This is a genomic window from Pseudogemmobacter bohemicus (assembly GCF_003290025.1).
Classification (GTDB): domain Bacteria; phylum Pseudomonadota; class Alphaproteobacteria; order Rhodobacterales; family Rhodobacteraceae; genus Pseudogemmobacter; species Pseudogemmobacter bohemicus.
Genome location: NZ_QNHG01000004.1, coordinates 266,916 through 289,677, shown reverse-complemented (window position 1 = coordinate 289,677; position 22,762 = coordinate 266,916). Strand labels below are relative to the sequence as shown.

At 65.0% G+C, this 22,762-nt stretch carries 17 protein-coding genes and 1 tRNA gene; 11 read left to right on the top strand and 7 right to left on the bottom strand.

Features of this window, described 5'->3' with window-relative positions:
- Positions 1-237 precede the first annotated feature (237 nt).
- From lpxC to DRF71_RS20435, 7 genes are all read left to right on the top strand, one after another.
- Positions 238-1,212 carry a UDP-3-O-acyl-N-acetylglucosamine deacetylase gene (lpxC, locus tag DRF71_RS20465; RefSeq protein WP_112312395.1) on the top strand — a complete coding sequence of 325 codons (975 nt, stop codon included), beginning with the start codon at positions 238-240 and terminating at the stop codon, positions 1,210-1,212.
- Positions 1,213-1,458: 246 nt separating this feature from the next.
- Positions 1,459-2,319 (top strand): outer membrane protein assembly factor BamD, encoded by an 861-nt coding sequence (locus DRF71_RS20460; RefSeq protein WP_112312394.1) that lies wholly within the window; start codon positions 1,459-1,461, stop codon positions 2,317-2,319.
- 63 nt (positions 2,320-2,382) lie between these two features.
- Positions 2,383-4,026 (top strand): DNA repair protein RecN, encoded by a 1,644-nt coding sequence (recN, locus tag DRF71_RS20455; RefSeq protein WP_112312393.1) that lies wholly within the window; start codon positions 2,383-2,385, stop codon positions 4,024-4,026.
- Between the two features lie 337 nt (positions 4,027-4,363).
- Positions 4,364-5,032, top strand: a complete 669-nt coding sequence (purQ, locus tag DRF71_RS20450) for a phosphoribosylformylglycinamidine synthase subunit PurQ (RefSeq protein WP_112312392.1) — start codon at positions 4,364-4,366, stop codon at positions 5,030-5,032.
- A 46-nt stretch (positions 5,033-5,078) separates the two neighbouring features.
- Complete coding sequence (locus DRF71_RS20445; RefSeq protein WP_112312391.1) at positions 5,079-6,854, top strand: sensor histidine kinase; 1,776 nt, start codon at positions 5,079-5,081, stop codon at positions 6,852-6,854.
- A 7-nt stretch (positions 6,855-6,861) separates the two neighbouring features.
- A complete protein-coding gene (locus DRF71_RS20440; RefSeq protein WP_112312390.1) occupies positions 6,862-8,190 on the top strand; it encodes a sigma-54-dependent transcriptional regulator in 1,329 nt (442 codons plus the stop codon).
- Between the two features lie 571 nt (positions 8,191-8,761).
- On the top strand, positions 8,762-11,644 hold the full coding sequence (locus DRF71_RS20435) for an Rne/Rng family ribonuclease (RefSeq protein WP_112312389.1): 2,883 nt from the start codon (positions 8,762-8,764) through the stop codon (positions 11,642-11,644).
- 59 nt (positions 11,645-11,703) lie between these two features.
- Here the strand turns inward: DRF71_RS20435 and DRF71_RS20430 are convergent, their stop codons facing one another.
- Positions 11,704-12,057, bottom strand: a complete 354-nt coding sequence (locus DRF71_RS20430) for a DMT family protein (protein ID WP_112312388.1) — start codon at positions 12,055-12,057, stop codon at positions 11,704-11,706.
- 276 nt (positions 12,058-12,333) lie between these two features.
- On the opposite strand from DRF71_RS20430, the gene DRF71_RS20425 reads away from it, so the two are divergent.
- The 3 genes from DRF71_RS20425 to DRF71_RS20415 all read left to right on the top strand — a co-directional run bounded on the left by DRF71_RS20425 (position 12,334) and on the right by DRF71_RS20415 (position 14,935).
- The gene (locus DRF71_RS20425) at positions 12,334-13,143 is read left to right on the top strand and encodes a MetQ/NlpA family ABC transporter substrate-binding protein (protein ID WP_112312387.1); all 810 of its coding nucleotides are present in this window, start codon (positions 12,334-12,336) and stop codon (positions 13,141-13,143) included.
- A 75-nt stretch (positions 13,144-13,218) separates the two neighbouring features.
- The gene (locus tag DRF71_RS20420; protein ID WP_112312386.1) at positions 13,219-14,262 is read left to right on the top strand and encodes a methionine ABC transporter ATP-binding protein; all 1,044 of its coding nucleotides are present in this window, start codon (positions 13,219-13,221) and stop codon (positions 14,260-14,262) included.
- Between the two features lie 19 nt (positions 14,263-14,281).
- Positions 14,282-14,935, top strand: coding sequence for a methionine ABC transporter permease (locus DRF71_RS20415; protein WP_112312714.1), 654 nt, complete (start codon positions 14,282-14,284; stop codon positions 14,933-14,935).
- A 281-nt stretch (positions 14,936-15,216) separates the two neighbouring features.
- On the opposite strand, the gene DRF71_RS20410 is transcribed toward DRF71_RS20415, so the two are convergent.
- The 6 genes from DRF71_RS20410 to DRF71_RS20385 form a co-directional block, all read right to left on the bottom strand.
- Positions 15,217-15,291: transfer RNA gene (locus DRF71_RS20410), tRNA-Gly, on the bottom strand.
- 91 nt (positions 15,292-15,382) lie between these two features.
- Entirely contained in the window at positions 15,383-16,639 is a 1,257-nt protein-coding gene (locus DRF71_RS20405; protein ID WP_112312385.1) for a mandelate racemase/muconate lactonizing enzyme family protein, read from the bottom strand.
- 131 nt (positions 16,640-16,770) lie between these two features.
- The gene (locus tag DRF71_RS20400; RefSeq protein ID WP_112312384.1) at positions 16,771-17,466 is read right to left on the bottom strand and encodes an alpha/beta fold hydrolase; all 696 of its coding nucleotides are present in this window, start codon (positions 17,464-17,466) and stop codon (positions 16,771-16,773) included.
- The gene (gene pcaD / locus DRF71_RS20395) at positions 17,459-18,244 is read right to left on the bottom strand and encodes a 3-oxoadipate enol-lactonase (protein WP_112312383.1); all 786 of its coding nucleotides are present in this window, start codon (positions 18,242-18,244) and stop codon (positions 17,459-17,461) included. The genes DRF71_RS20400 and pcaD overlap by 8 nt, the downstream gene beginning before the upstream one ends.
- 64 nt (positions 18,245-18,308) lie before the next feature.
- On the bottom strand, positions 18,309-19,268 hold the full coding sequence (locus DRF71_RS20390) for a threonine ammonia-lyase (RefSeq protein WP_112312382.1): 960 nt from the start codon (positions 19,266-19,268) through the stop codon (positions 18,309-18,311).
- A complete protein-coding gene (locus DRF71_RS20385) occupies positions 19,265-20,158 on the bottom strand; it encodes an alpha/beta fold hydrolase (protein ID WP_112312381.1) in 894 nt (297 codons plus the stop codon). The genes DRF71_RS20390 and DRF71_RS20385 overlap by 4 nt, the downstream gene beginning before the upstream one ends.
- A gap of 315 nt (positions 20,159-20,473) precedes the next feature.
- Here DRF71_RS20385 and DRF71_RS20380 point away from each other — a divergent pair, with 315 nt between their 5' ends.
- Positions 20,474-22,276: an ABC transporter transmembrane domain-containing protein gene (locus DRF71_RS20380; RefSeq protein ID WP_112312380.1), complete on the top strand. Its 1,803-nt coding sequence runs from the start codon at positions 20,474-20,476 to the stop codon at positions 22,274-22,276.
- Positions 22,277-22,762 lie beyond the last annotated feature (486 nt).

The following is a 22,762-nucleotide window of genomic DNA, read 5'->3' as shown; positions in this document are numbered from 1 at the left end:
AGCAGAATCCACTGTTACAAAGGGGCCGGGTGACCGGCCCTTTTTCTTTTTGAACCAATGACTTGCTGCAGTCGCAAACGGTGTCACAAACCGTTGCAAAAGGTGAATTGTGATCCTGCTCACCTTTTACTAACTAGTCTTAACGACGGCGTGGGAATTTTCCCGCTGCGGAGCAAAAGGCAGGCCCGTCCGGACCAGACCATTCAGGGCCGGAAGGGGAGAGAAAGAGGCGACAGGGTGCAAAACACACTGAATACGGCAGTCAGCTTTACCGGCGTGGGTCTCCACACCGGGCAGTCTGTGCGCATGGTGGTGCATCCGGCTCCGGCCGATCATGGCATCTGGTTCCGTCGCATCGACATCCTGGCGGAGAATACCGGGGCGGACAACAACGGGGCTGGCAATAACGGGCTGCGCGCCGATATCCCGGCGATCTGGTCGGCGGTGACGCCTTCGCGGCTTTGCACCGTGGTCGAGAATGCCGATGGTGTTTCTGTCTCGACCATCGAACATCTGACCGCCGCCCTTGCCGGCTGCGCGATCCATAATGCGCTGATCGAGATTGATGGCGGCGAAGTGCCGATCCTTGACGGCTCTGCCGAGCCCTTTGTCCAGGCCTTTCTGGCCGCCGGCATCCGCGAACAGGCGGTCGAGATCCGCGCCGTGCGCGTGCTGAAAACGGTCGAAGTGCGCGAGGGTGAGGCCGTGGCCCGGCTTGAGCCCGCCGATATGCTGGAAATCGACTTCCGCATCGAATTCGAAGAACCCGCCATCGGCACGCAGGAACGTCATCTGCGCATGTCCAACGGCGCTTTCGTGCGCGAACTTTCCGACAGCCGCACCTTCTGCCGCCAGGCCGATGTCGATGCGATGCGCGAGCGCGGCCTTGCGCTTGGTGGCACGCTGGACAATGCGGTTGTCTTCGACGGCGACCGTGTCGTCTCGCCCGGTGGTCTGCGCCACGAGGATGAGCCGGTGCGCCACAAGATGCTGGACGCGGTCGGTGATCTCTCGCTGGCGGGTGGCCCGATTCTGGGTCTCTATACCGGGATCCGCGCTGGCCATGCGCTGACCAACCGTCTGCTGCGCGCGCTGTTTGCCGACCCGGCCAATTTCAGGATCGAGGAATGCAGCAGCCGTATCGGCGGGAAACTGCCTGGAATCGGTGTCCATCGCGGCGATCTGCCCTCGGTCCGCCGCCGCGCGGCCTGAGAACGGATGCGGAATTGGCGGGGCAGGCCTTGCAAACTGGCGGTTCTGCGGTGCGCCCTTTCCCAGCCCGCCGCTTTGAACCCGGTATGAAAGGCGTTTTGCGCAACGGATTTTTCTGTGCTAGGACACAGGCAAATCGCCAGGATGAGCCCCGGGTAAACCGGGTCCATCGGTCTGGGGCAGGGGGATTTCCCGGCTGTGACATGGCGGATCCGGGCAAGGAAGTCAGGTTTGGATAAGCGGAAGATGGCAGGCAGGGGACCGGGATCAGGCATTCCGGGGCTGAGGATCGGGGCAGCATTGCTGCTGACCGTGTCGCTTTCGGCCTGTGGTGGCGGCAAGGCGGCAAGAACGGAATCGCTTGAGGCCCTCACCGCCGAGGAAATCTATCGCAAGGGCGAGATGGAGCTGGAAACCGCGCGCCGCGCCGGTGACTCGCTGATGTATTTCCAGGAGGTGGAGCGGCTCTACCCCTATTCGGAATTCGCCCGCCGCGCCCTGATCATGCAGGCTTTCGTCAATCACAAGACGAAGAAATACGAAGAGGCCCGCGCCGCCGCGCAGCGCTTCCTCGATTTTTACCCTGATGACGAAGATGCGCCCTATGCCGCCTATCTGATGGCGCTCAGCTATTATGACCAGATCGAGGATGTCGGCCGCGACCAGGGCCTGACCTTCCAGGCGCTGGTCAGCCTTCGCGATGTGATCGAACGCTATCCCGACAGCGAATACAGCACCTCGGCGATTATGAAATTCGATCTCGCCTTCGACCACCTGGCGGCGAAGGAAATGGAGATCGGGCGCTATTATCTCAAGCGCCGTCACTACACTGCCGCGCTGAACCGCTTCCGCACCGTGGTGCAGGATTACCAGACCACGACCCATACCGCCGAGGCGCTTTACCGTCTGATCGAATCCTATCTGGCGCTTGGCTTCGAGGCCGAGGCACAGACCGCCGGCGCGATTCTCGGCTATAACTACCAGTCCTCGCCCTTCTACCAGGACGGCTACAACCTCCTGAAAGGCAAGGGCCTGTCGCCCGAGGTGAAAGGTGACAGCTGGCTGTCGAAAGCCTATCGCCAGATGGTGCGCGGTGAATGGCTGTAACGAACGGGCAGGGGGCGTCCTGCGACCCCGCCCCCGCCGCTGCTATTGCCGGCTGATCCTCTCATGCTGATCTCGCTCGATATCCGCGACATCCTGATCATCGACCGCCTCACGCTGGAACTGGGGCCGGGGCTGAATGTGCTGACCGGTGAGACCGGCGCGGGCAAGTCGATCCTGCTGGATGCGCTTGGCATGGTGCTGGGCTGGAAGGGCCGCGCCGATCTGGTGCGTCTGGGTGCCGAAAAGGGCGAGGTCACCGCGATTTTCGAACTGCCCGCCGGCCATCCCGCCCATGCGATCCTGGAAGAGGCGGGGGTGGAAACCGAGGGCGAGCTGATCCTGCGCCGTCTTGCCCATGCCGATGGCCGCCGCCAGGCCTGGGCCAATGACCGCCGCGTCTCGGCCGAGGTTCTGCGCAGCCTGTCGGAAACGCTGGTGGAACTGCATGGCCAGCATGATGACCGGGGCCTTCTGAACCCGCGTGGGCATCGGGCGCTGCTCGATCTCTTTGGCGGCTATGATCTCTCGGTGCTGCGGGGCCTCTGGGCGGCGCGGCGCCAGGCGCGTGAGGCGCTGGAGGCCGCCGAGGCCCAGATCGCCCGGGCGAAAACTGAGGAGGATTTCCTGCGCCATGCAGTGGCTGAGCTGGAAAAGCTGGCGCCGGAACCCGGCGAAGAGGCCGCGCTGGATGCCAGACGGCGGCTGATGCAGGCCTCGGGCCGCATCCGCGAAGATGTGGCAAAGGCGCTGAACGCGTTGTCCGAGGAGGGTGCCGAGGGCCGGATGCGCGATGCCACCCGCTGGCTGGAGGCAGCCGCCGACAAGGCGGCGGGCCGGCTGGATGAGGCGCTGGCGGCATTGTCGCGCGCCATGATCGAGCTTTCCGAGGCGCAGTCCGGGGTGGAAACCGCGCTCGATGCGCTGGATTTCGACCCTTCTGCGCTGGAGGCTGCGGAAGAGCGGCTCTTCGCGATCCGTGCCGCCTCGCGCAAATACGGCATCCCTGCGGATGATCTCGCCCGCCACAGCGAGGGTCTCTCGATCCGCCTTGCCGCGCTCGACGCGGGCGAGGCCGGTCTTGGCCGCCTCGCCACAGCGCTTGCCAAAAGCGATGCCGATTACCGGACCGAGGCGAGCCGGATCACGGGCCTGCGGCAGCGGGCGGGTGAGCGGCTCGATGCCGCGATGGCCGCCGAACTCGCGCCGCTGAAGATGGAGCGCGCCGTCTTCCGCTCGGTGATCACCGGCACCGATCCCGGCCCCGATGGCCAGGACCAGGTCACCTTCACCGTCGCCACCAATCCCGGCGCCCTCCCGGGCCCCCTGAACAAAATCGCCTCGGGGGGCGAGCTTTCGCGCTTCCTGCTGGCGCTGAAGGTCTGTCTCACCGGCGGAACCACCGGGTTGACGATGATCTTCGACGAGATCGACCGCGGTGTCGGCGGCGCCACTGCCGATGCGGTCGGCCGCAGGCTCCGTGCGCTTGCAGGTGACGCCCAGGTGCTGGTCGTCACCCATTCGCCCCAGGTCGCCGCCCTTGGCGCGCATCACTGGCGGGTGGAAAAGCGGGTGCAAAACAATGTCACCCTCTCGACCGTCGTGGCGCTCAGCCCGGCCGAGCGCGTCGAGGAAATCGCCCGCATGATCTCGGGCGATACCATTTCCGACGCGGCGCGTGAGGCCGCCCGCAGCCTGATCAGCGCCTGAACCCCCCTGATCAGTGCCAAAACCCCATGTGACGCTGGGTCAGACATGCGCCCCGCAGGCAGCGGGTTTGCAGGGCTGAGGGTTTTCGCCGCAGCGCAGCAAGGCTATCTTCCGGCGTGGGAGGGTCCACCCGTCTGCCATCGGAGCCATTGCCATGTCCACCCTTAAATCCATCCTCACCGCCTGGCGCCTGCCGGTGATCTTCCCTTCGCAAGAGGCCTTTGAACGCCGGTTGCGCAAACCGCGCTGAGCGCTGCGCGCAAAGGCTGGAACCGGCCCCCCGCTTGCAGTAAGGAGGGGCCACAGCCCGCCACCCTCTGCTCACCGGAGTGCGCCCATGAAAGCCGCCGTCATCACCTTTCCAGGCTCGAATTGCGACCGTGACCTTGCTGTCGCCTTCGGGAAATCCGGATTCGAGGTGGAACGCGTCTGGCACAAGGATACCGACCTGCCGGCGGGCACCGATATCGTCGGCGTGCCGGGCGGATTCTCCTATGGCGACTACCTGCGCTGCGGCGCCATCGCGGCACAATCGCCGATCAGCGCGGCTGTCAGGAAACATGCCGGGCGCGGCGGTTACGCCATCGGCATCTGCAACGGCTTCCAGATCCTGACCGAGATGCGGCTCTTGCCGGGCGTTCTGATGCGCAACAAGGGGCTGCAGTATATCTGCCGCACCGTGACGCTGAAAGTCGCCACCACCGCCTCCGCCTTTACCGCAAACTACGCCAAAGGCGACGAAATCCGGGTGCCGATCGCCCATCATGACGGCAATTACACTCTGGACGACGCGACGCTGGCGATCTTGCGCGCCGAAGACCGCATCGCCTTTACCTATGGCGACAATCCCAATGGCTCGATGGGCGATATTGCCGGCGTGCTCTCGGAAAACCGCCGGGTGCTTGGCATGATGCCGCATCCCGAGCGCGCGTTCGAGCCGCTGCATGGATCGAAAGACGGGGCGGCGCTTTTCGCATCGCTGATGGGCGGGTTGGCGCTGGCCTGAACCCCTTCGCCTTGAGAGGCTCCCCGGCGCCCCCTATTTTAGCGCGATGTTTCGCAGTGAAAGCACACAGCTGAATCACAAGCCGCAGGGTCTGCCCTGGCGGGTAAAGCTGATCATCCTTGCGCTTGTGGTTGCGGCGGTCGGGGTTGTGGTGGTTTCGAACCGCTGGCTGACCGAGCGTTTCACCGATTCGACGCGCAACCGTTCCGATGTGCGGCTGGCGCTTTATTCCGGCAACCTCATCTCGGAATTGCAGCGGACCTCGGTGGTGCCTTTGCTGCTGGCCCGCGACCCTGATCTGATCGCGGCGCTGAAGGATGGTAATTTCTCGCGCACCTCCGCCAAGCTGATTGCGCTCCAGGCCGAGATCGGTGTGGCGGCGATCAGGCTTCTTGATATTGACGGCCGCGTGGTCGGTGCGACGAACCGCAATATCCTCGGCTCGAACTTCCGCCAGGAAGGCTATTTCGTTGATGCGCAGCGCACCAATGAGACGATCTTCACCTCCTCGCCCCGCGAATCGGGTGGCTATGATTTCAGCTACAGCCGGGCGATCCGCACGGATGGCAAGATCCTTGGAGTGATCGTCGTCTCGGTCGACCTGCTGAAATATGAGCGCGCCTGGTCGGGGCTGAACGATGCCGTCGTGGTCACCAACTCTGAGGGCACCGTCATTCTGACCACCGTTCCCTCCTGGCGCGGCCGTTCGCTTAACGAGGCGATGGCGAGCAGCGCGTCCGCCTCGGCGCTGGAGCGGTTCTTCCAGGCCTCGACCGACTGGGCGCGGCCCCGCCATGATGCGGTGATGCAGGATGTGCCGGTGATGAAGACCGAAGCGCGTATCCCCTTTCGCGGCTGGCGCATCGTTACCTTCACCGATTACACCCAGGTGCGCGAAAAGGTGAACGGCATCCTGGCGCTGGAGATCATGGGTTTCGCGATTCTGATGTCCATCGCCTTCTATTTCCTGACGCGGCGGGCCTGGTCGCGCAGCTGGTCGCTGGCCCGCGAATCAGCGGAACTCAGGGCGCTGAACGTGCGGCTGCAACGCGAGATCGCCGAGCGCGAAAAGGTCGAGGCGAACCTTCAGGTCGCAGAACAGACGCTGGAACAATCGTCGAAACTCGCCGTACTGGGCGAGATGTCGGCGGCTGTGAGCCATGAGCTGAACCAGCCGCTGGCCGCGATGAAGACCTATCTCGCCGGCGCGCGGCTCTTGTTGCAGCGCAAACGCCCCGAAGAGGCATTGTCGTCGTTCCAGCGGATCGACGATCTGATCGACCGTATGGGGTCGATCACCCGCCAGCTGAAATCCTATGCCAGGAAAGGCGGCGAGGCCTTCGAGCCGGTCGATCTGCGCGCCTGCGTGTCATCCGCGCTGGCGATGATGGAGCCGCAGCTGAAAAGCCGGGTGGTCAAGATCCTCCGCTCGATGCCGCGCCAGCCGGTGATGGTGATGGCGGATCGCATCCGGCTGGAACAGGTGATTATCAACCTGCTCAGGAATGCACTGGACGCGCTGCGCGAGGTGCAGAACCCGCAGATCGAACTCCTGCTCGCCGCCGGCGAGACGGCGACACTGACGGTGCGCGACAACGGGCCGGGGATCATCGACCTCGATAACCTGTTCGAGCCCTTCTACACGACGAAGAAACCCGGCGAGGGCGTGGGGCTTGGCCTTGCGATTTCCTCGGGTATTGTAACCGATCTGGGTGGTCGCCTGACCGCCCATAATGGCGAAGCGCAGGATGGGGTGCAGGGAGGCGCGGTCTTCGAGATGCAGCTCCCGATCCTTGGCGACGCAAGACAAGCAGCAGAATGAGGTCTGTATGGCACGCGCGATGAAAGTGGCGATCGTGGATGATGAGGCGGATATGCGCGCCTCGATCAGCCAGTGGCTGGCGCTCTCGGGCTTTGACACCGAGACCTACCCTTCGGCCGAGGATGCGCTGAAGGGGATCGGCGCCGATTTTTCCGGCGTGGTGGTGTCGGACATCAAGATGCCCGGCATGGACGGGATGGCGTTCCTGAAAAAGCTGATGAGCCTCGATTCCGGCCTGCCGGTGATTATGATCACCGGTCATGGCGATGTGCCGATGGCGGTCGAGGCAATGCGGGTCGGTGCCTTTGATTTTCTGGAAAAGCCGTTCAATCCCGACCGGATGACCGAGCTTGCCAAGCGCGCCACCCAGGCCCGGCGGATGACGCTGGACAGCCGCGCCTTGCGCCGCGAACTGGCGGATGGCACCACCATCATGCAAAAGCTTGTCGGCACCAGCCCCGCGATGGAGCGGCTGCGCGAGGATATTCTCGATCTCGGCCAGGCGGATTCCCACGTTCTGATCGACGGCGAGACCGGCACCGGCAAGACGCTGGTGGCCCATGCGCTGCATGCGGTGGGGCCGCGGGCGTCAAAGAGATTCGTGACGATCTCCTGCGCGGCCTGGTCCGAGGATCAGCTTTCGGCGAAACTCTTCGGCCCGGGCGAGGATGGCGCGATCCCGCTGGTCGAAGAGGCGCGGGGCGGCACGCTCCTGCTGGAAGATATCGAGGCGCTGAGCCAGGGCCTCCAGGCGCGGCTTCTGACCTTTATCAACGATCAGGGCATCCCGCCCGAGACCCGGATTATCGCGATCCGCAACCAGCAGGCGCAGGATCTGACGCTGGAACAGGCGCTCCGCCCCGATCTTTTCTACCGGCTCGGCGCCATGACCATCGTGCTGCCGCCCCTGCGGGCACGGGGCGAGGATATCCTGCAGCTCTTCACCCGCCTTTCCGAGCAGTTCTCGGAAGAATATGGCTGCGACGCCCCTCAGGTCACCGCGCAGGAGGCAGCCCAGCTGTTGCAGGCGCCCTGGCCCGGCAATGTGCGCCAGCTGGTCAATATCGCCGAACGCGCCGTCTTGCAGAACCGCCGGGGCTCGGGCTCGATCGCCTCTTTGCTGATGGCCGATAACGAGGCCTCCGGCCCTGCGATGACCACCGAAGGCAAGCCGCTGAAAGAATATGTCGAGGCCTTTGAGCGGATGCTGATCGACAATACGATGCGTCGCCATAAGGGCTCTATCGTTGCGGTGATGGATGAGCTTTGCCTGCCGCGCCGCACCCTGAACGAGAAAATGGCAAAATATAACCTGCAGCGGTCGGATTATACCTGAGCGCTGCACCCTCTGCTGGCTGAGGAAGCCTCCGGCGGGAGTATTTGGATCAAGAGGAAAGTACCGGCTTCCTCTTGACTTAAATACTCCGGGGGAGGCGCCCGCCAGGGCGGCGGGGGCAGCGCCCCCTCTCTTTGGGCAGGGTCGCATCGGGGCCGAGAGATTTTCATTGCTCTTCTGGTGCCTTTGATCGTAGGTTGCCCGCTATGGCCGTTTTGTAACGGTCAAAGAAATTCTCTCCCCATGACCGGAGCAGGGTGCGGCTTTCCGCGCCGCTCTGACACCGGGAGCCGGATCGGCCGTAAGGCTGTGCACATTGCCCGGTGGGTCAGCGCTTCCCTGTGAAGCGCCCGCAGGGCCAGAAAGGCGGGGGCCTGAACCCCCAGGACGTAACCGCGATGAGGCGCGTGAGCAGTGTAACGATTGGCGATACCGGCACAGGCTGCTGGCTGAGCCCGTTCGCGCCCGCCGCCGGCGCTCAGACAAGCCGCCCCGAACCGTATGATCTGCTCTCCGGCCCTGTCTCAGGGCCGCCGGGGGTCTTTATGCCGCCGGGGCGCAATGGAAAAACATGGCTAAGAAGATGCTTATCGACGCCACCCATCCCGAGGAGACCCGGGTTGTTGTGGTGGACGGAAACAAAGTCGAAGAATTTGACTTTGAAACAATAAACAAGCGGCAGCTGGCAGGGAATATCTACCTTGCCAAGGTGACGCGGGTAGAGCCCTCGCTCCAGGCCGCTTTCGTGGATTACGGTGGCAATCGCCACGGCTTCCTTGCCTTTGCCGAGATCCATCCGGATTATTACCAGATCCCGGTCGCCGACCGCAAAGCACTGCTTGATGAAGAGCGGGCGATGGCGCGCGAGGAAGAGGAAGAGGAAAACCGCCGCTCGCGTCGCCGCAAGCCGGCGCCCAGGGCCGAACGCGCGCCCGCCGATCCCAGCGTTTCGGCGCCGGTTGAGGTTGCTTCTGCCCCCAGCGAAATGGATGTGATCGACTTCTCGGCAGGTGAGGGCGAGGAAGCGGTGGCTGAGGCCGAAGCCGCGCCCTCGGGGCCGGCGGTCGTGGCCGCAGAGGATGCCGTCCAGGAGGAGGCTGCCACAGCGGATGCCGCCGGCGAGGCCCATGGCGATGATCACAGCCATGACCATGACGAGCATGATCACGACCATGATCACCACGCCGCCGCCAGCGCCGACGAGATCGAGACCATCGCGGAAGAGGATGTCTCGGAAGAGATCGCCGCTCCGCGCCGGAGCCGGATGCGCCGATACAAGATCCAGGAAGTGGTCAAGGTCCGGCAGATCATGCTGGTCCAGGTCGTCAAGGAAGAGCGCGGCAATAAGGGCGCGGCGCTGACCACCTATCTTTCGCTCGCCGGTCGTTACTGCGTGCTGATGCCGAATACCGCGCGTGGCGGTGGCATCTCGCGCAAGATCACCCAGGCGGCCGACCGCAAGAAGCTGAAGGAAATCGCGGGCGAGCTGGAGGTGCCGGAAGGCGCCGGCCTGATCATCCGCACCGCCGGCGCGAAACGCACCAAGCCCGAGATCCGGCGCGATTACGAATATCTGATGCGGCTATGGGAACAGATCCGCGATCTGACTTTGCGCTCGGTCGCGCCTGCTGCGATCTATGAGGAAGGCGATCTGATCAAGCGCACGATCCGCGATCTGTATTCGCGCGAAATCGACGAGGTGCTGGTCGAGGGCGAGGCGGGCTACCGCTCGGCCAAAGATTTCATGCGGATGATCATGCCGGCGCATGCCAAACAGGTGAAGCTCTATAACGAGCCGATGCCCTTGTTCGCGCGCTTCCAGGTCGAAAGCTATCTCGGCGGCATGTTCAACCCGGTCGTGCAGCTGAAATCCGGCGGCTATATCGTGATCGGCATCACCGAGGCGCTGGTTGCCATCGACGTCAACTCGGGCCGGGCGACCAAAGAGGGATCCATCGAGGATACCGCGCTCAAGACCAACCTTGAGGCCTGTGACGAGGTGGCGCGCCAGCTGCGTCTGCGCGACCTTGCCGGTCTGATCGTGATCGACTTCATCGACATGGAAGAGCGCCGCAACAACGCCTCGGTCGAGAAGCGGCTGAAAGACCGGCTGAAGACCGACCGCGCGCGGATACAGGTCGGCCGCATCTCGGGCTTTGGCCTGATGGAAATGTCGCGCCAACGGCTGCGTCCGGGAATGCTGGAATCGACCACGCAGCCCTGCTCGCATTGCCATGGCACCGGGCTGATCCGCTCGGATGACAGCATGGCGCTGACCATCCTGCGCGCGCTGGAGGAAGAGGGTACGCGGAAACGCTCGAAAGAGGTGCTGCTGAAGGCGCCGATCGGCATCGTCAACTATCTCTTCAACCATAAGCGCGAGCATATCGCGCTGATCGAATCGCGCTACGGCATGGCGGTCAGGATGGAGGCCGATCCGGCCCTCGTCTCGCCCGATTTCGAGCTGGAGAAGTTCAAGACCGCGACCCGCAGCCTGCCCGAGCCGAGCCAGGTCATTTCCGGCCATGCCGGTCTGATGGGCGATCTCGTCGAGGATGAGGACGAGGATCTGGTCGACGAAGTGGATGAGGAAGAAGAAGAGGCCGCTGACGAGGCGGGATCTGAGGCCACCACCGCGCCGGCCCGTGCCGAGGCTGCGGCTGAGGGCGGCGAAGGGGGCAAGAAGAAGCGCCGTCGTCGTCGTCGTCGTCGTGGCGGTCGGGATGGTCAGGGCGCCGAGGCCGGCGATGAGGATGCTGGTGACGAGTCGGGTGACGAGGATGAGGGCGACGAGGCCGGGATCGTCGCAGAAGCTGCGCCCGAAGCGGCGGGCGATGTGGTGATCTCCGAGGCGCCGGCAAAACCGAAGCGGGCCACCCGCTCGCGGTCGAAATCGGCGGCGGCGAAGGCTGCGGCTGTGGCGGCCGAGACCGAGGCTGTGGCTGAAGTTCCGGCCGGGGCTGTTGTCGCGACGGAAGCTGCCCCGGAGGAGGCGGTCGAGGTTGCCGCGCCTGCCCCGAAACGCCGCAGCAGCCGTGCGAAAGCGGCGGCTCCGGTCGTCGTCGATGAGGCGGTAGTGGTTGCCGGGGAAGGCGCGGAAGGGGCTGAGAAAAAGCCTGCCCGCAGCCGGGCAGCGGCGAAGCCGAAGGCGGCAACCAGCCGCTCGCGGTCGAAAAAGGTGACGGAGGTTCCGGCTGAGGCTGCCCCAGAGGCTGCCCCGGAGGCGCCGGTTGTGGCCGAAGAGAGCGCCGTAGTGGCTGAGGCTGCAGCAGCGGCACCGGTTCCGGCCGCGCTGGTAGCGGATCCAGGCATTGCCGGTGCGGCTGAGGCGGGCGGGGCCCTTGTGGCCGATAGTGGCCCAGTCACTTCAGATCTGGCCACTTCTGATGCGGGTGGGAGTGACGGCGACGATGATCGCCCGCGCAAAAAGGGCTGGTGGTCTCTGGGCCGCTGAGCTGAACGCGATAAAAAAAGGGGGCCGCGAGGCCCCCTTTTTCATTGCCACGGGTGTGTTTACCATTTCTGGAAGATGAAAAACGCGCCAAGCGCGATGAAGCTGAAGCCGATCAGATGGTTCCAGCCCAGCGATTCCTTGAGGTAAAGCACCGAAAACGCCGCGAAGACCGCGAGGGTGATCACCTCCTGGATGGTCTTCAGCTGCGCCGCATTGAAATAGGTATAGCCAATGCGGTTCGCCGGAACCATCAGGCAATATTCAAAGAAAGCCACCCCCCAGGAGATCAGCACCACCTTGAACATCGGCAGGCTGGCGCCATCCTTCAGATGCCCGTACCAAGCGTAGGTCATAAAGATATTCGAGGCGATCAGCAAAAGCACTGTGACCAGGGGAACGGGAAGGCTGAGCATGTCTGACACCGGATGCAGGGTGGGAATTTGAGCGACCCTATTGTGCGGTCATCGCCTCAGGAAGGGGGATTCGCATGCCTTGGGGCAGGGGGAAAGCGGCGGCTGGCGGAAACTCCTGCTGCAAGCGCGAAAGCGATAATTCTGTCTTCCGAATGCGGCTGAGATCAAAACAATGTTCTCCTGCGCGGGGTTGCACCTTTTTGCGGCAGGAAGGATATTCCGGACAGCTCGCGGCGGGCTTATCGCGCCGTGTTTCACTTTCCGAAGGCTGATCCCATGTCGTTCTTTTCGCTGTCCCGCCGCGCGGCCCTGACGCTTGCCGCCGCTGCCCTGCTTTCCCCCGCTCTGGCTCCGGCGGCTTTCGCGCAGAATACCGCGCTGAAAGTCGGCATCATGGGTGGCGAGGATGAATCGGTCTGGGCCGTGGTGGCCGAACAGGCAAAGCCGCTGGGCCTCGATATCTCGACCGTGATTTTCAACGATTACACCCAGCCCAATGAGGCGCTGGCCCGCAGCGAGATCGACGCCAATGCCTTCCAGCATCTGCCCTATCTTGAGGCCCAGATCGAGGCGCATGGCTATGAGATCACCCCGGTGATCGACACCGCGATCTTCCCGATCGGTGTCTATTCGAAGAAACATGCCTCGCTGGCGGATCTGCCCGAAGGCGCGGTGATCGGTGTGCCGAATGACCCGTCGAATGGCGGCCGCGCGCTGAAGGTGCTGGAGCAGCTGGGCCTGATCAAGGTCAATCCGGATGCAGGGATCCTCGCCACCGTGATCGACGTGACCGGGAACCCGAAGAACCTTGACCTGCGCGAGCTGGATGCCGGCGTGGTTGGTCGTGCGATTGATGACCTGGACGCTGCGGTGGTGAATACCGACTGGGCGGCCAAGGCCGAACTCCTCGACAACCGGATCGCCGAGGAATCGGGTGTGGACAACCCCTATACCAATTTCATCGCCATCCGCACCGCCGACAAGGATGCCGAATGGGTTGCGAAACTGCGCGAGGCTTTCCAGACCGATGCGGTCAAGGCGGCTTATGCTGACGCCTATAAGGGCGCGGCGGTTCCCGCCTGGTAAGAAACGGTATAGGGGACAGGCATCAGGGCGTCCGGACAGGCTCCGGGCGCCCTGAGCGATTGAAGGGGCAGGCCCATGGTGGTGAAGGACATTCCGGCGGTGGTGCTGGAAAATGTGGTCAGGCGGTTTTCCGACCGGCCGGCGCTGGATGATATCTCGCTGACGCTGGCGCGGGGTGAGATTGTCGGGCTGATCGGGCGCTCGGGCGCGGGCAAGTCGACGCTGATCCGCTGCCTGAACGGGCTTGACCGGCCGCAGGGCGGGCGGGTGCTGATCGACGGCACCGATATTTCCGGCCTCTCGGAACAGGCGCTGAACCCGGTGCGGCGGCGGATCGGGATGATCTTCCAGCATTTCAACCTGCTCTCGGCAAAGACGGTGGCGGAAAATGTTGCGCTGCCGCTGAAGATCGCGGGGATCGACAAGCCCGCCAGGATGAAACGGGTGATGGAGCTTCTGGATCTGGTCGGCCTTGCCGATAAGGCCGGCGCTTATCCGGCGCAGCTGTCGGGCGGTCAGAAACAGCGGATCGGCATCGCCCGCGCGCTGGCGCCAGAGCCATTGCTGCTGTTGTCGGATGAGGCGACCTCGGCGCTGGATCCCGAAACGACCCAGGCGATTCTGACGCTGCTGAAAGACGTGAACCGCCAGCTGGGCCTGACGATCCTGATGATCACCCATGAAATGGAGGTGGTGCGCCAGATCGCCCATCGCGTGCTGGTGCTGGATGCCGGCAAGATCGTCGAGGAAGGGCCGGTGGCGAAGGTGCTGGCCAGCCCGCAGACCGATACGACCCGCAGCCTGCTGCGCGGCCTCTCGCCGGTGCTGCCGGCGGATCTGGCGGCGATGATCGCGCCTGTGGGCGACCAGGCGTTGATCCGCGTCGATGTTTACGGCCCCGATGCCCGCCGCCCGCTGCTGGCCGAGATCGAAGCGATCACCGGCAGCCCGGCGCGGCTGTTGCATGGCGGGTTGAATGATGTTCAGGGCGAGCCTTACGGGCGGCTCTTCCTGGCGCTTGGCACTGCAGACAAGGACAGGATCGCGGCGGTGGTGGCCAGGCTGAAACCGGAAACGACGGCAATCGAGGTGCTTGGCTATGTCCCCGCAACTGTTTGACACCCTGCTGGGCTGGGCCATGACACGGCCGATGTTTGACCTGCTGGTCAAGGGCATGTGGGAGACCGTGGTGATGACCGGGGTATCCGGCGCACTGTCTTTCGTGATCGGGTTGCCGCTGGCACTGATCCTGGTGACCACCGACCGGGGCGGAATTTTCCAGAACCTCTATGTCAATCGCAGCCTCGGCTGGCTGGTGAACGCGCTGCGCTCGGTGCCGTTCATCATCCTCCTGGTGGCGGCGATCCCGCTGACGCGACTGATCGTCGGCTCGGCCATCGGGATTGCGGCGGCGATCGTGCCGTTGACGCTGGCGGCGGCACCCTATTTCGCCCGGGTGGCCGAAGTGTCCCTGCGCGAGGTGGACCGCGCCCTGATCGACGCGGCGCGGGCGATGGGGGCGACACGGATGACCATCCTGCGCGATGTGCTGATCCCCGAGGCGCTGCCCGGGATCGTGTCGGGCTTTACCGTGACCATGGTGACGCTGATCGGCGCCTCTGCGATGGCGGGGGCGGTGGGGGCCGGGGGCCTTGGCGATATCGCAATCCGCTACGGCTATCAGCGGTTCGAGACGGCGATCATGGTGGCGGTGGTGGTGATCCTGATCGTGATGGTCTCGATCATGCAATGGGCCGGAGATGCGCTGGCACGGCGCATCGACCACCGCTGAAAGCAGATGCGCTGGCACGGCGCATCGACCACCGCTGAAAGCAGATGCGCTGGCACGGCGCATCGACCACCGCTGAAAGCAGATGCGCTGGCACGGCGCATCGACCACCGCTGAAACCGGGCGCTGGCCCGGCGCATTGAACAATGCTGAGCTCTGGCCCGCCCCGTCGCTTCGGCGGCGGGGCGGGCCAGAAAAGACGGACCGGCACAGGCGAATCCACAAACGAAAACAACGGCCCGTGGCCGCTTTTCTTCGTATAATCTCAGGGGATTATCCCGGACTGGAGCGGGCGAGGCGATTCGAACGCCCGACCCTAACCTTGGCAAGGTTATGCTCTACCCCTGAGCTACGCCCGCAACCGGTCCGGATGGCGGTGATCTAACGCTGCCCGCGCCGGGGCGCAAGGGGGGAAATGCAAAATTCTGTAACCGGCTGCGACCTGAAAGGCTAAGTCTTTGTCGTGGCAGAGGAAATCTCAGAGGGGGCGCCGCCTTCAAAGCGGTTTGCCTCGTGATAGGAACAGGGTGCCTCCTGCATCTGCAGATGCAGCTTGTCGCCGCGATAGGGATGGGCGCGGGCGAGATCCTCGTCGAAATCAATGCCGAGGCCGGGGCCTTCGGGCGGCAGGATATAGCCATTCTCCCAGCGGATGCTGTTTTTGATCAGCCGCTGATGGAAGGCACCGCCGGTCTCGATGGTCTCGACCAGCAGGAGATTGGGGATGGTGACGCCGAGATGGATATTCGCCGCCCATTCGACCGGCCCGGCATAGAGATGCGGTGCGATTTCGGCGTTGAACACCTCGGCAATGGCGGCGAGTTTGCGGCCCTCGGCAATGCCACCCAGCCGGCCAAGCGCCGGTTGCAGGATCTTTACCCCGCCGGCGCGCAACAGCGTGGCGAATTCCATTTTGGTGGTCAGACGCTCCCCTGTGGCCAGCGGGATACGGACCTGTTTCGCGACCTCGGCAAATTCCAGCAGATTGTCGGGCGGGATCGGCTCTTCATACCAGAGCGGGTTATAGGGCTCCAGCTCGCGGCCCAGCCGGATGGCGCCTTCGGTGGTGAACTGGCCATGGGTTCCGAACAGAAGATCGGCGCGGTCGCCCACCGCCTGCCGGATGGTTTTGCAAAAGGCGACCGAGCGCGAAATATCGCTGAGCGCTGGCTGATGGCCGCCCCGGATCGTATAGGGGCCGGCCGGGTCGAATTTCAGCGCGGTAAAGCCCTGCCCGACATAGCGCAAAGCGGCCTCGGCCTGCTGGTCGGGGCTGGCCCAGAATTCGGTCGGGTCCTGGTCCGGCCTGGGGTAGAGGTAGGTGTAAGAGCGCAGCCGGTCATTCATCCGCCCGCCATTAAGCGCCCAGACCGGGCGGTTCAGCGCCTTGCCGAGAATGTCCTGGCAGGCGATTTCCAGGCCCGAAAATGCGCCCATTACCGTCAGATCGGGGCGCTGCGTAAAGCCCGAGGAGTAGACGCGGCGGTAGATCAGCTCGATATTTTCGGGGTTTTCACCCTGCATATGGCGGGAAAAGACATCCTCGATCACGGCCTTCATCGCGGTGGGGCCGACGCTTGAGGCATAGCATTCGCCATAGCCGGCGATGCCGCAGGCGGTGGTCAGTTTCGGGAAGATCCAGTAGCGGCCGCCCCAGCCGGGGGCAGGGGGCGCTACGATGAAAATCTCCAGGTCTTTCAGGATCATGGCGGGCTCCCTTTGAGATGGGCTGCGCCGGGGATTTCACATCCCCGGACCCTCGTGGAGTATTTCTGCAAGGGGGAGGGTAGCAGGGATTACAGGGAGGATTGGCCGGTTTGCGACGGGCTGTGTCGGGATCAGAGGATGGCGCAGGCGATGCGATCGAGAAGGGCGGCAGTCCGGGCCGGCTGGGCGAAGAAGGGGGCGTGGCCGCAGCCGAGGGAGAAGCGGTTCCCGGCCGGGAGCGCCCGCGCCATTTCGTGCTGGAAGGCGGGCGGGATGGCGCGGTCTTCCTCGCAGGTGATGGCGTAGCGGGGCAGCGTTTGGGAGCGGGCTGTGAGGCGGAGCGGCGTTTCCTGCGGCGCGATGGATTCGGGCGCCATAAGGCGGGCGGCGAGGGCCTGTGCCTCGGTCGGGCAATCGTGGAAGAAGAGCGCGTTCAGGCTTTCGGGCGCGAATGCATAGCTGCCGGCCGCGCGGTCGATGCGGAGCGCGGGGCGCAGCGGTTGCTCCTGCTGGCGGCGGCGCAGTGAGGCGACGGAACTGCCATCCTCGGGGATATAGGCGCAGAGCCAGGTAAGGGCGCGGATCTTTTGCGGGCAGCGCTCGGCGGCGGCGGTGATGGGGATGCCGCCGGCGGAATGGCCGACCAGGATGGCGGGGCCGGCAAGGGCGTCGCAGATCGCCCGCGCCTGGTCGCCAAGGGTGATCCCGGCGCCGCGCGGCAGGTCGATGGCGGTTGCCCTATGACCATGGGCGGCGAGGGCTTCGGTCACCCTGGGCCAGCACCAGGCACCGAAACCCGAGCCATGGACCAGGAGGAACTCAGCCATGGCCGATGCGGGTCAGGAAATCCCGGATCGCCTCGGCATAGTCATCGGGCTTTTCCGCGAGGGGGATATGGCCGGCGCCCCGGATCAGGCGGAACTGGTGGCCCGGGATCAGATCGGCGGTTTCGCGCACCAGGTCGGCGGGGGTGGAGCCGTCATGGCTGCCCGCGATCACCAGGGTCGGCAGGCGCAGGGTGGCGGTGGTCTCGTAGAAATCGGTGCCGGCAATGGCGCTGGCGCATCCGGCCCAGCCCTCGGGCCGGGTGGCAAGGAAGCGGGCACTGAGCGCTGGCAGCGCCGGGCTTTCGCGCCAGCCCCGGCCCAGCCAGCGCTCCATCGTGGCGTCGTGGATGGCTTTGAGCCCTTCGCGGCGCACCAGCGCGATGCGGTCCTGCCATTGCGATTCTATGCCAATGCGGGCGGCGGTGTTCGAAAGCACCAGTCCGCGCACCAGATCCAGCCGTTTCACTGCAAGGCCCTGGGCGATCATGCCACCGATCGACAGGCCGATCACCACACAATCCTTCAGGCAGAAATGGTCGATCAGCTTTTCGCTGTCCTGGATCAGTGTGCCCATCTTATAGGGCGGCGGCGGGCAGTCACTGGCGCCATGGCCGCGCAGATCGAAGCTGAGGATGCGATGGCGGGGCAGGCGCTCAACCAGCGGCTGCCAGATCTGATGGTCAAGGCCGAGCGCGTGGATCAGCACCAGGGCTGGGCCGCCGGCGGGGCCGGTCAGGCTGGCATTCAGGCGAAGATCGGGCAGGTAGATCAGGGTCATGTTCGATATCTGTAATTCATATGGCGGTATCCCGGCGATCTGACACTGGGAATGTTCGATTTCCTCAGGTTGGCGCAGAGAGGCAGCTTCGGAACAGATCCTCGGAAACATTGCCGCCCGAAGCGACGCAGATCACCTGATCGGGCAGGTCACCCCGGAACAGTGCCGCCGCCAGCGCCACCGCGCCGCCCGGTTCCAGCACGAGGCGCAGATGGCGAAAGGCGAGGGTCATGGCCTCCAGCGCCTCGGCATCGGTTACGCTGAGGCCGGGGCCGGCCAGTTCCGCGAGGATCGGGAAGGTCATCCGCCCCGGGATGGGCGTCAGGATCGCATCGCAGACCGAGCCGCTGAGCTGTGGATTGCGCAGCCGCTCTCCGGCGCTGAGCGAGCGGGCCATATCGTCGAACCCCGCCGGCTCTGCGCTGCGCGGGCGCAGCAAGGGGGCCTCGGCCTGCAAGGCAAGTGCGATCCCGGATGAGAGGCCGCCGCCACCGCAGGGCACCAGCACATCAGCCGATGCGATCCCGGCCTCACGCGCCTGGGCGGCGATCTCAAGACCCACCGTGCCCTGGCCCGCGATCACCTCGGGATGGTCATAGGGCGGGATCAGGGCAAAGCTGCGCTCGTCGGCGATGCGGGCGGCGATGGCGTCGCGATCTTCGGTCGCGCGGTTGTAGAGAACCACCTCACCCCCCCAGGCGCGGGTATTGGCGATCTTCACCTGCGGCGCGTCCTGGGGCATCAGGATCACGGCCGGAATGCCATGGCCGGCCGCCGCCCGCGCCACGCCCTGGGCATGATTGCCCGAAGACATCGCAATGACGCCGGCAGTGCCTGGCGGCAGTGCCGAGACCGCGGCCCAGCCGCCCCGCGCCTTGAAACTGCCGGTCACCTGCAGCGATTCCGCCTTGACGAAGATCCGGCGCCCCGCAATGCGGTCAAGAAGCGGCGCATTCAGCAGCGGCGTCTGCACCACATGGCCCCGCAGCCGCTGCGCCGCCGCCCTGATCATCCCGATATTCATGTCATCGCTCCGAGGATAGTTGCGCGCCAGGCGGTCAGTGCCGCAACGGAGTCCACCTCGTCCAGAAAGGGCACATGGCCGCGCCCGGCAACCTCCGCCACCACAAGATCCGGGCGGATCTGCCGCATCCGCGCCACCGTTGCCGGCGAGAGCAGGTCGGAATTCGCGCCCCGGATCAGCGCCACCGGCAGGCCCCGGCTTGCCTCCCAGGCGGGCCAGAGATCAGGCAGCGGCCCGGCGGGATCGAAATCAGCCAGAAATGCCTCGCGGAGCGCGGGATCGTAGCGCAGGGCAAGGCCGCCCGGCACTTCCCGGAACAGACGTGCCGCGAAAACCAGCCAGTCGGCCGAACTGAGCCCGGTAAAGCCGGGGCTGTTCGCCGCCATTTGCAGCGCCACTTCTGCGAGGCTGCGGGCCTCGGGCGCGCGCCCAAGCCGCGCCACGATGCCCTCAAGCCCGCCCGGCGCGATTTCCGGGCCGATATCGTTGAGGCAAAGGCCCAGCAACCGCCCGGGAACCTCCTCGGCAAGGACCATGCCGATCAGCCCGCCGCGTGAGGTGCCCAGAAGTGCCGCGCGGCTGATTGCCAGGTGATCCAGCAGGGCCAGCGCATCGGCGCCCTCCTGGGCCAGAGTGTAGCTGGCGGCGCCGGTATAAGCGCTTTCGCCCCGGCCGCGATAATCCATCCGGATCACCCGGCACCCCGCCAGGGCCGGCAAAGCCGGGATGAAATCCTCTTTTGTGCGCGTCAGCCCCGCAAGGCAAAGGACAGGCAGCCCATCCTCCGGCCCGTCGAGGCAATAGGCCAGCCGCGCCCCGTCACCAGCCGTGAAGAACAGTGTGGTGCCGCCGGCGCTCCCGGGTTCTGGGGCTGGATCCTGGGCGGGCATGGCGTCTCCTTTATCCCGGCGGGCGCGGCGCGGGCCGGCCCGGGGCCCAGACTGCCCGTTGCGGCGCGCGGGGGGAAGGGGGCTATAGGACTTTGGCCGGGTTGTGCCAGCCAGAACCTGTAAAAGCCACAGGCGCGGCATCACGACGCTTGCCGTGCCGGGGTATCAGCCGTAAATCCCGCAAAACCCTTGCAGCGGCCCGCAGCCGCGCCTCGGGACAAATCCGAAGACGCCCGGCCTGAAGACGCCCGGCCTGAAGACGCCCGGCCCGAAAATGCCCGGCCCGAAGACGCCGAACCAGCCACAGGAGCCCCCATGGCCCGTAAGCCAGCCCTTGCCAGCCCGGCAGCCCCCGGCGAAGAGGAGCGCGCCTCGCGCAAGGTCTCGGCTCTTGGCGGGCTGCGGCCCTTCCTGCGCCCCTATCGCGCCATGCTGCTGCTGGCGCTGTTCGCGCTGGTGCTGACCGCCGGAGTGACGCTTTTGCTGCCGCTGGCGGTGCGGCGGGTGGTTGATGGCTTTGGCAATCATCTGAAACTGCTCGACAGCTATTTCTCGGCCTTTCTGCTGATCGCGGCCTTGCTCGCGCTTGGGACGGGGCTGCGCTACTACGTCGTTACCCGGCTGGGAGAGCGGGTGGTCGCCGATATCCGCAAGGCGGTGTTTGACCGCGTCACCGGCCTGTCGCCCTCGTTTTACGAAAAGACCATGACGGGCGAGGTGGTCTCGCGCATCACCACCGATACCACGCTGATCCTGTCGGTGATCGGCTCTTCGGTCTCGGTTGCGCTGCGCAATCTTCTGATGCTGATCGGCGGCATGGTGATGCTGCTTTTGACCTCGGCCAAGCTGACCGGGCTGGTTTTGCTGATCGTGCCGGCGGTGGTGGTGCCGATCGTGGTGATGGGGCGGCGGCTGAGAAGGCTCTCGCGTGAGAACCAGGACTGGATCGCGGAAAGCTCGGGCATGGCCTCCGAGGCGCTTGGCGCCATCCAGACCGTCCAGGCCTTTACCCATGAAGGGGCCACCCGCGCCACATTCGCGCGCGTGACCGAGGAAAGCTTCGCCTCGGCCAGAACCCGGATCGGGACGCGGGCGCTGATGACGGTGATCGTGATTTTCCTGGTTTTCGCGGGGATTGTCGGGGTCTTGTGGATCGGCGCGCGCGATGTGCGGGCCGATGTGATGTCGGTGGGCGAGCTGATCCAGTTCGTGATCTATGCCGTGCTGGTGGCGGGTTCGGTCGGGTCGCTGTCGGAAATCTGGGGCGAATTGCAGCGCGCAGCCGGTGCGACCGAGCGGCTGGTCGAATTGCTGAACACCGAAGACGAGGTCAATGATCCGGCTGAGCCGGTGGCATTGCCGCGCCCGGTGAAAGGCGCGATTGCCTTTGAGAATGTCGGATTCTCTTATCCGACGCGGCCCGGCCAGCAGGCGCTGCACGGGGTATCCTTCACCGTCAGCCCGGGCGAGACGGTGGCGCTGGTCGGCCCGTCGGGTGCCGGGAAATCGACGGTTCTCCAGCTGATCGAGCGCTTCTATGACCCGCAATCAGGGCGGATCACGCTGGACGGGATCGCACTGGACAGCCTCGTACGGGAGGATTTCCGCCGCGATATCGCGCTGGTGCCGCAGGATCCGGTGATCTTTGCCATGACGGCGCGGGAAAATATCCGCTTTGGCCGGCCAGATGCCACGGATGCCGAGGTCGAGGCCGCCGCCCGCACCGCCCAGGCGCATGATTTCATCATGGGGCTGCCGGGCGGTTACGACAGCCGGCTGGGCGAGCGTGGCGTGATGCTTTCGGGCGGCCAGCGCCAGCGGATCTCGATTGCGCGCGCGATCCTGCGCGATGCGCCGGTTCTGCTGCTGGATGAGGCCACTTCGGCGCTGGATTCGGAATCGGAACATGCGGTGCAAACCGCCTTCAGCCGGCTTTCCGAGGGGCGCAGCACCCTGGTGGTCGCCCATCGCCTGGCCACCGTCAAAAGCGCCGACCGCATCCTCGTTTTTGAAGGCGGTCGCATCGTCGCCGAGGGCAGGCATGATGATCTGGTGCGCGAGGGCGGGCTTTATGCGCGGCTGGCAAAGCTGCAATTCACTGATGGGATCGCGGCCTGACACTGTCCGTGTGATCACAGTCGGCCCCCGGTTCTCCGCCACCGGCCCGGGTGAGCGCAGGCGGTTCCAGGCTCTGTTGCCGACTTGCTGGGCCGGTGCGAAAGGGGCAGGGCATCCCCCGGGCCGTGCCGGTTCCGCAAAGAAGCGGTTCACTCTTTTTCGGGGAGAACCCGTTGATCCGGGCCGCAAAGGGCCGTTCCGTCCTGATCGTCGGGCATGGGTGCGGCATTCCGTGGCATTACAGCCCGATACCGCCGCGATCCGGGCGGCGGGTCTGCTGATCCGGCCGGCGGACAGCGCTGCCTGACTGAGAGGCCCTGTGCCGCCGGACTACCCCATCCCGGCCTCATCCCGGCAGGACCAGCGGGCGGAAATCCTGACGTTGCGTTGAATTTCACCGAAACCGGTTGGCAATCCTGGCCCCTGCCTTCACATTTGTTGCGTGATCCCCGCAGGAGACGGGGCAGGTTAAAAGGGGAGGAAGGC

Bases quoted from the DNA above. Each gene is read 5' to 3' on its own strand.
- DRF71_RS20460 (WP_112312394.1), top strand. From the start codon at position 1,459: ATGGCAGGCAGGGGACCGGGATCAGGCATTCCGGGGCTGAGGATCGGG.
- recN (WP_112312393.1), top strand. From the start codon at position 2,383: ATGCTGATCTCGCTCGATATCCGCGACATCCTGATCATCGACCGCCTC.
- purQ (WP_112312392.1), top strand. From the start codon at position 4,364: ATGAAAGCCGCCGTCATCACCTTTCCAGGCTCGAATTGCGACCGTGAC.
- DRF71_RS20445 (WP_112312391.1), top strand. From the start codon at position 5,079: ATGTTTCGCAGTGAAAGCACACAGCTGAATCACAAGCCGCAGGGTCTG.
- DRF71_RS20440 (WP_112312390.1), top strand. From the start codon at position 6,862: ATGGCACGCGCGATGAAAGTGGCGATCGTGGATGATGAGGCGGATATG.
- DRF71_RS20435 (WP_112312389.1), top strand. From the start codon at position 8,762: ATGGCTAAGAAGATGCTTATCGACGCCACCCATCCCGAGGAGACCCGG.
- DRF71_RS20430 (WP_112312388.1), bottom strand. From the start codon at position 12,057: ATGCTCAGCCTTCCCGTTCCCCTGGTCACAGTGCTTTTGCTGATCGCC.
- DRF71_RS20425 (WP_112312387.1), top strand. From the start codon at position 12,334: ATGTCGTTCTTTTCGCTGTCCCGCCGCGCGGCCCTGACGCTTGCCGCC.
- DRF71_RS20420 (WP_112312386.1), top strand. From the start codon at position 13,219: ATGGTGGTGAAGGACATTCCGGCGGTGGTGCTGGAAAATGTGGTCAGG.
- DRF71_RS20415 (WP_112312714.1), top strand. From the start codon at position 14,282: ATGACACGGCCGATGTTTGACCTGCTGGTCAAGGGCATGTGGGAGACC.
- DRF71_RS20405 (WP_112312385.1), bottom strand. From the start codon at position 16,639: ATGATCCTGAAAGACCTGGAGATTTTCATCGTAGCGCCCCCTGCCCCC.
- DRF71_RS20400 (WP_112312384.1), bottom strand. From the start codon at position 17,466: ATGGCTGAGTTCCTCCTGGTCCATGGCTCGGGTTTCGGTGCCTGGTGC.
- pcaD (WP_112312383.1), bottom strand. From the start codon at position 18,244: ATGACCCTGATCTACCTGCCCGATCTTCGCCTGAATGCCAGCCTGACC.
- DRF71_RS20390 (WP_112312382.1), bottom strand. From the start codon at position 19,268: ATGAATATCGGGATGATCAGGGCGGCGGCGCAGCGGCTGCGGGGCCAT.
- DRF71_RS20385 (WP_112312381.1), bottom strand. From the start codon at position 20,158: ATGCCCGCCCAGGATCCAGCCCCAGAACCCGGGAGCGCCGGCGGCACC.
- DRF71_RS20380 (WP_112312380.1), top strand. From the start codon at position 20,474: ATGGCCCGTAAGCCAGCCCTTGCCAGCCCGGCAGCCCCCGGCGAAGAG.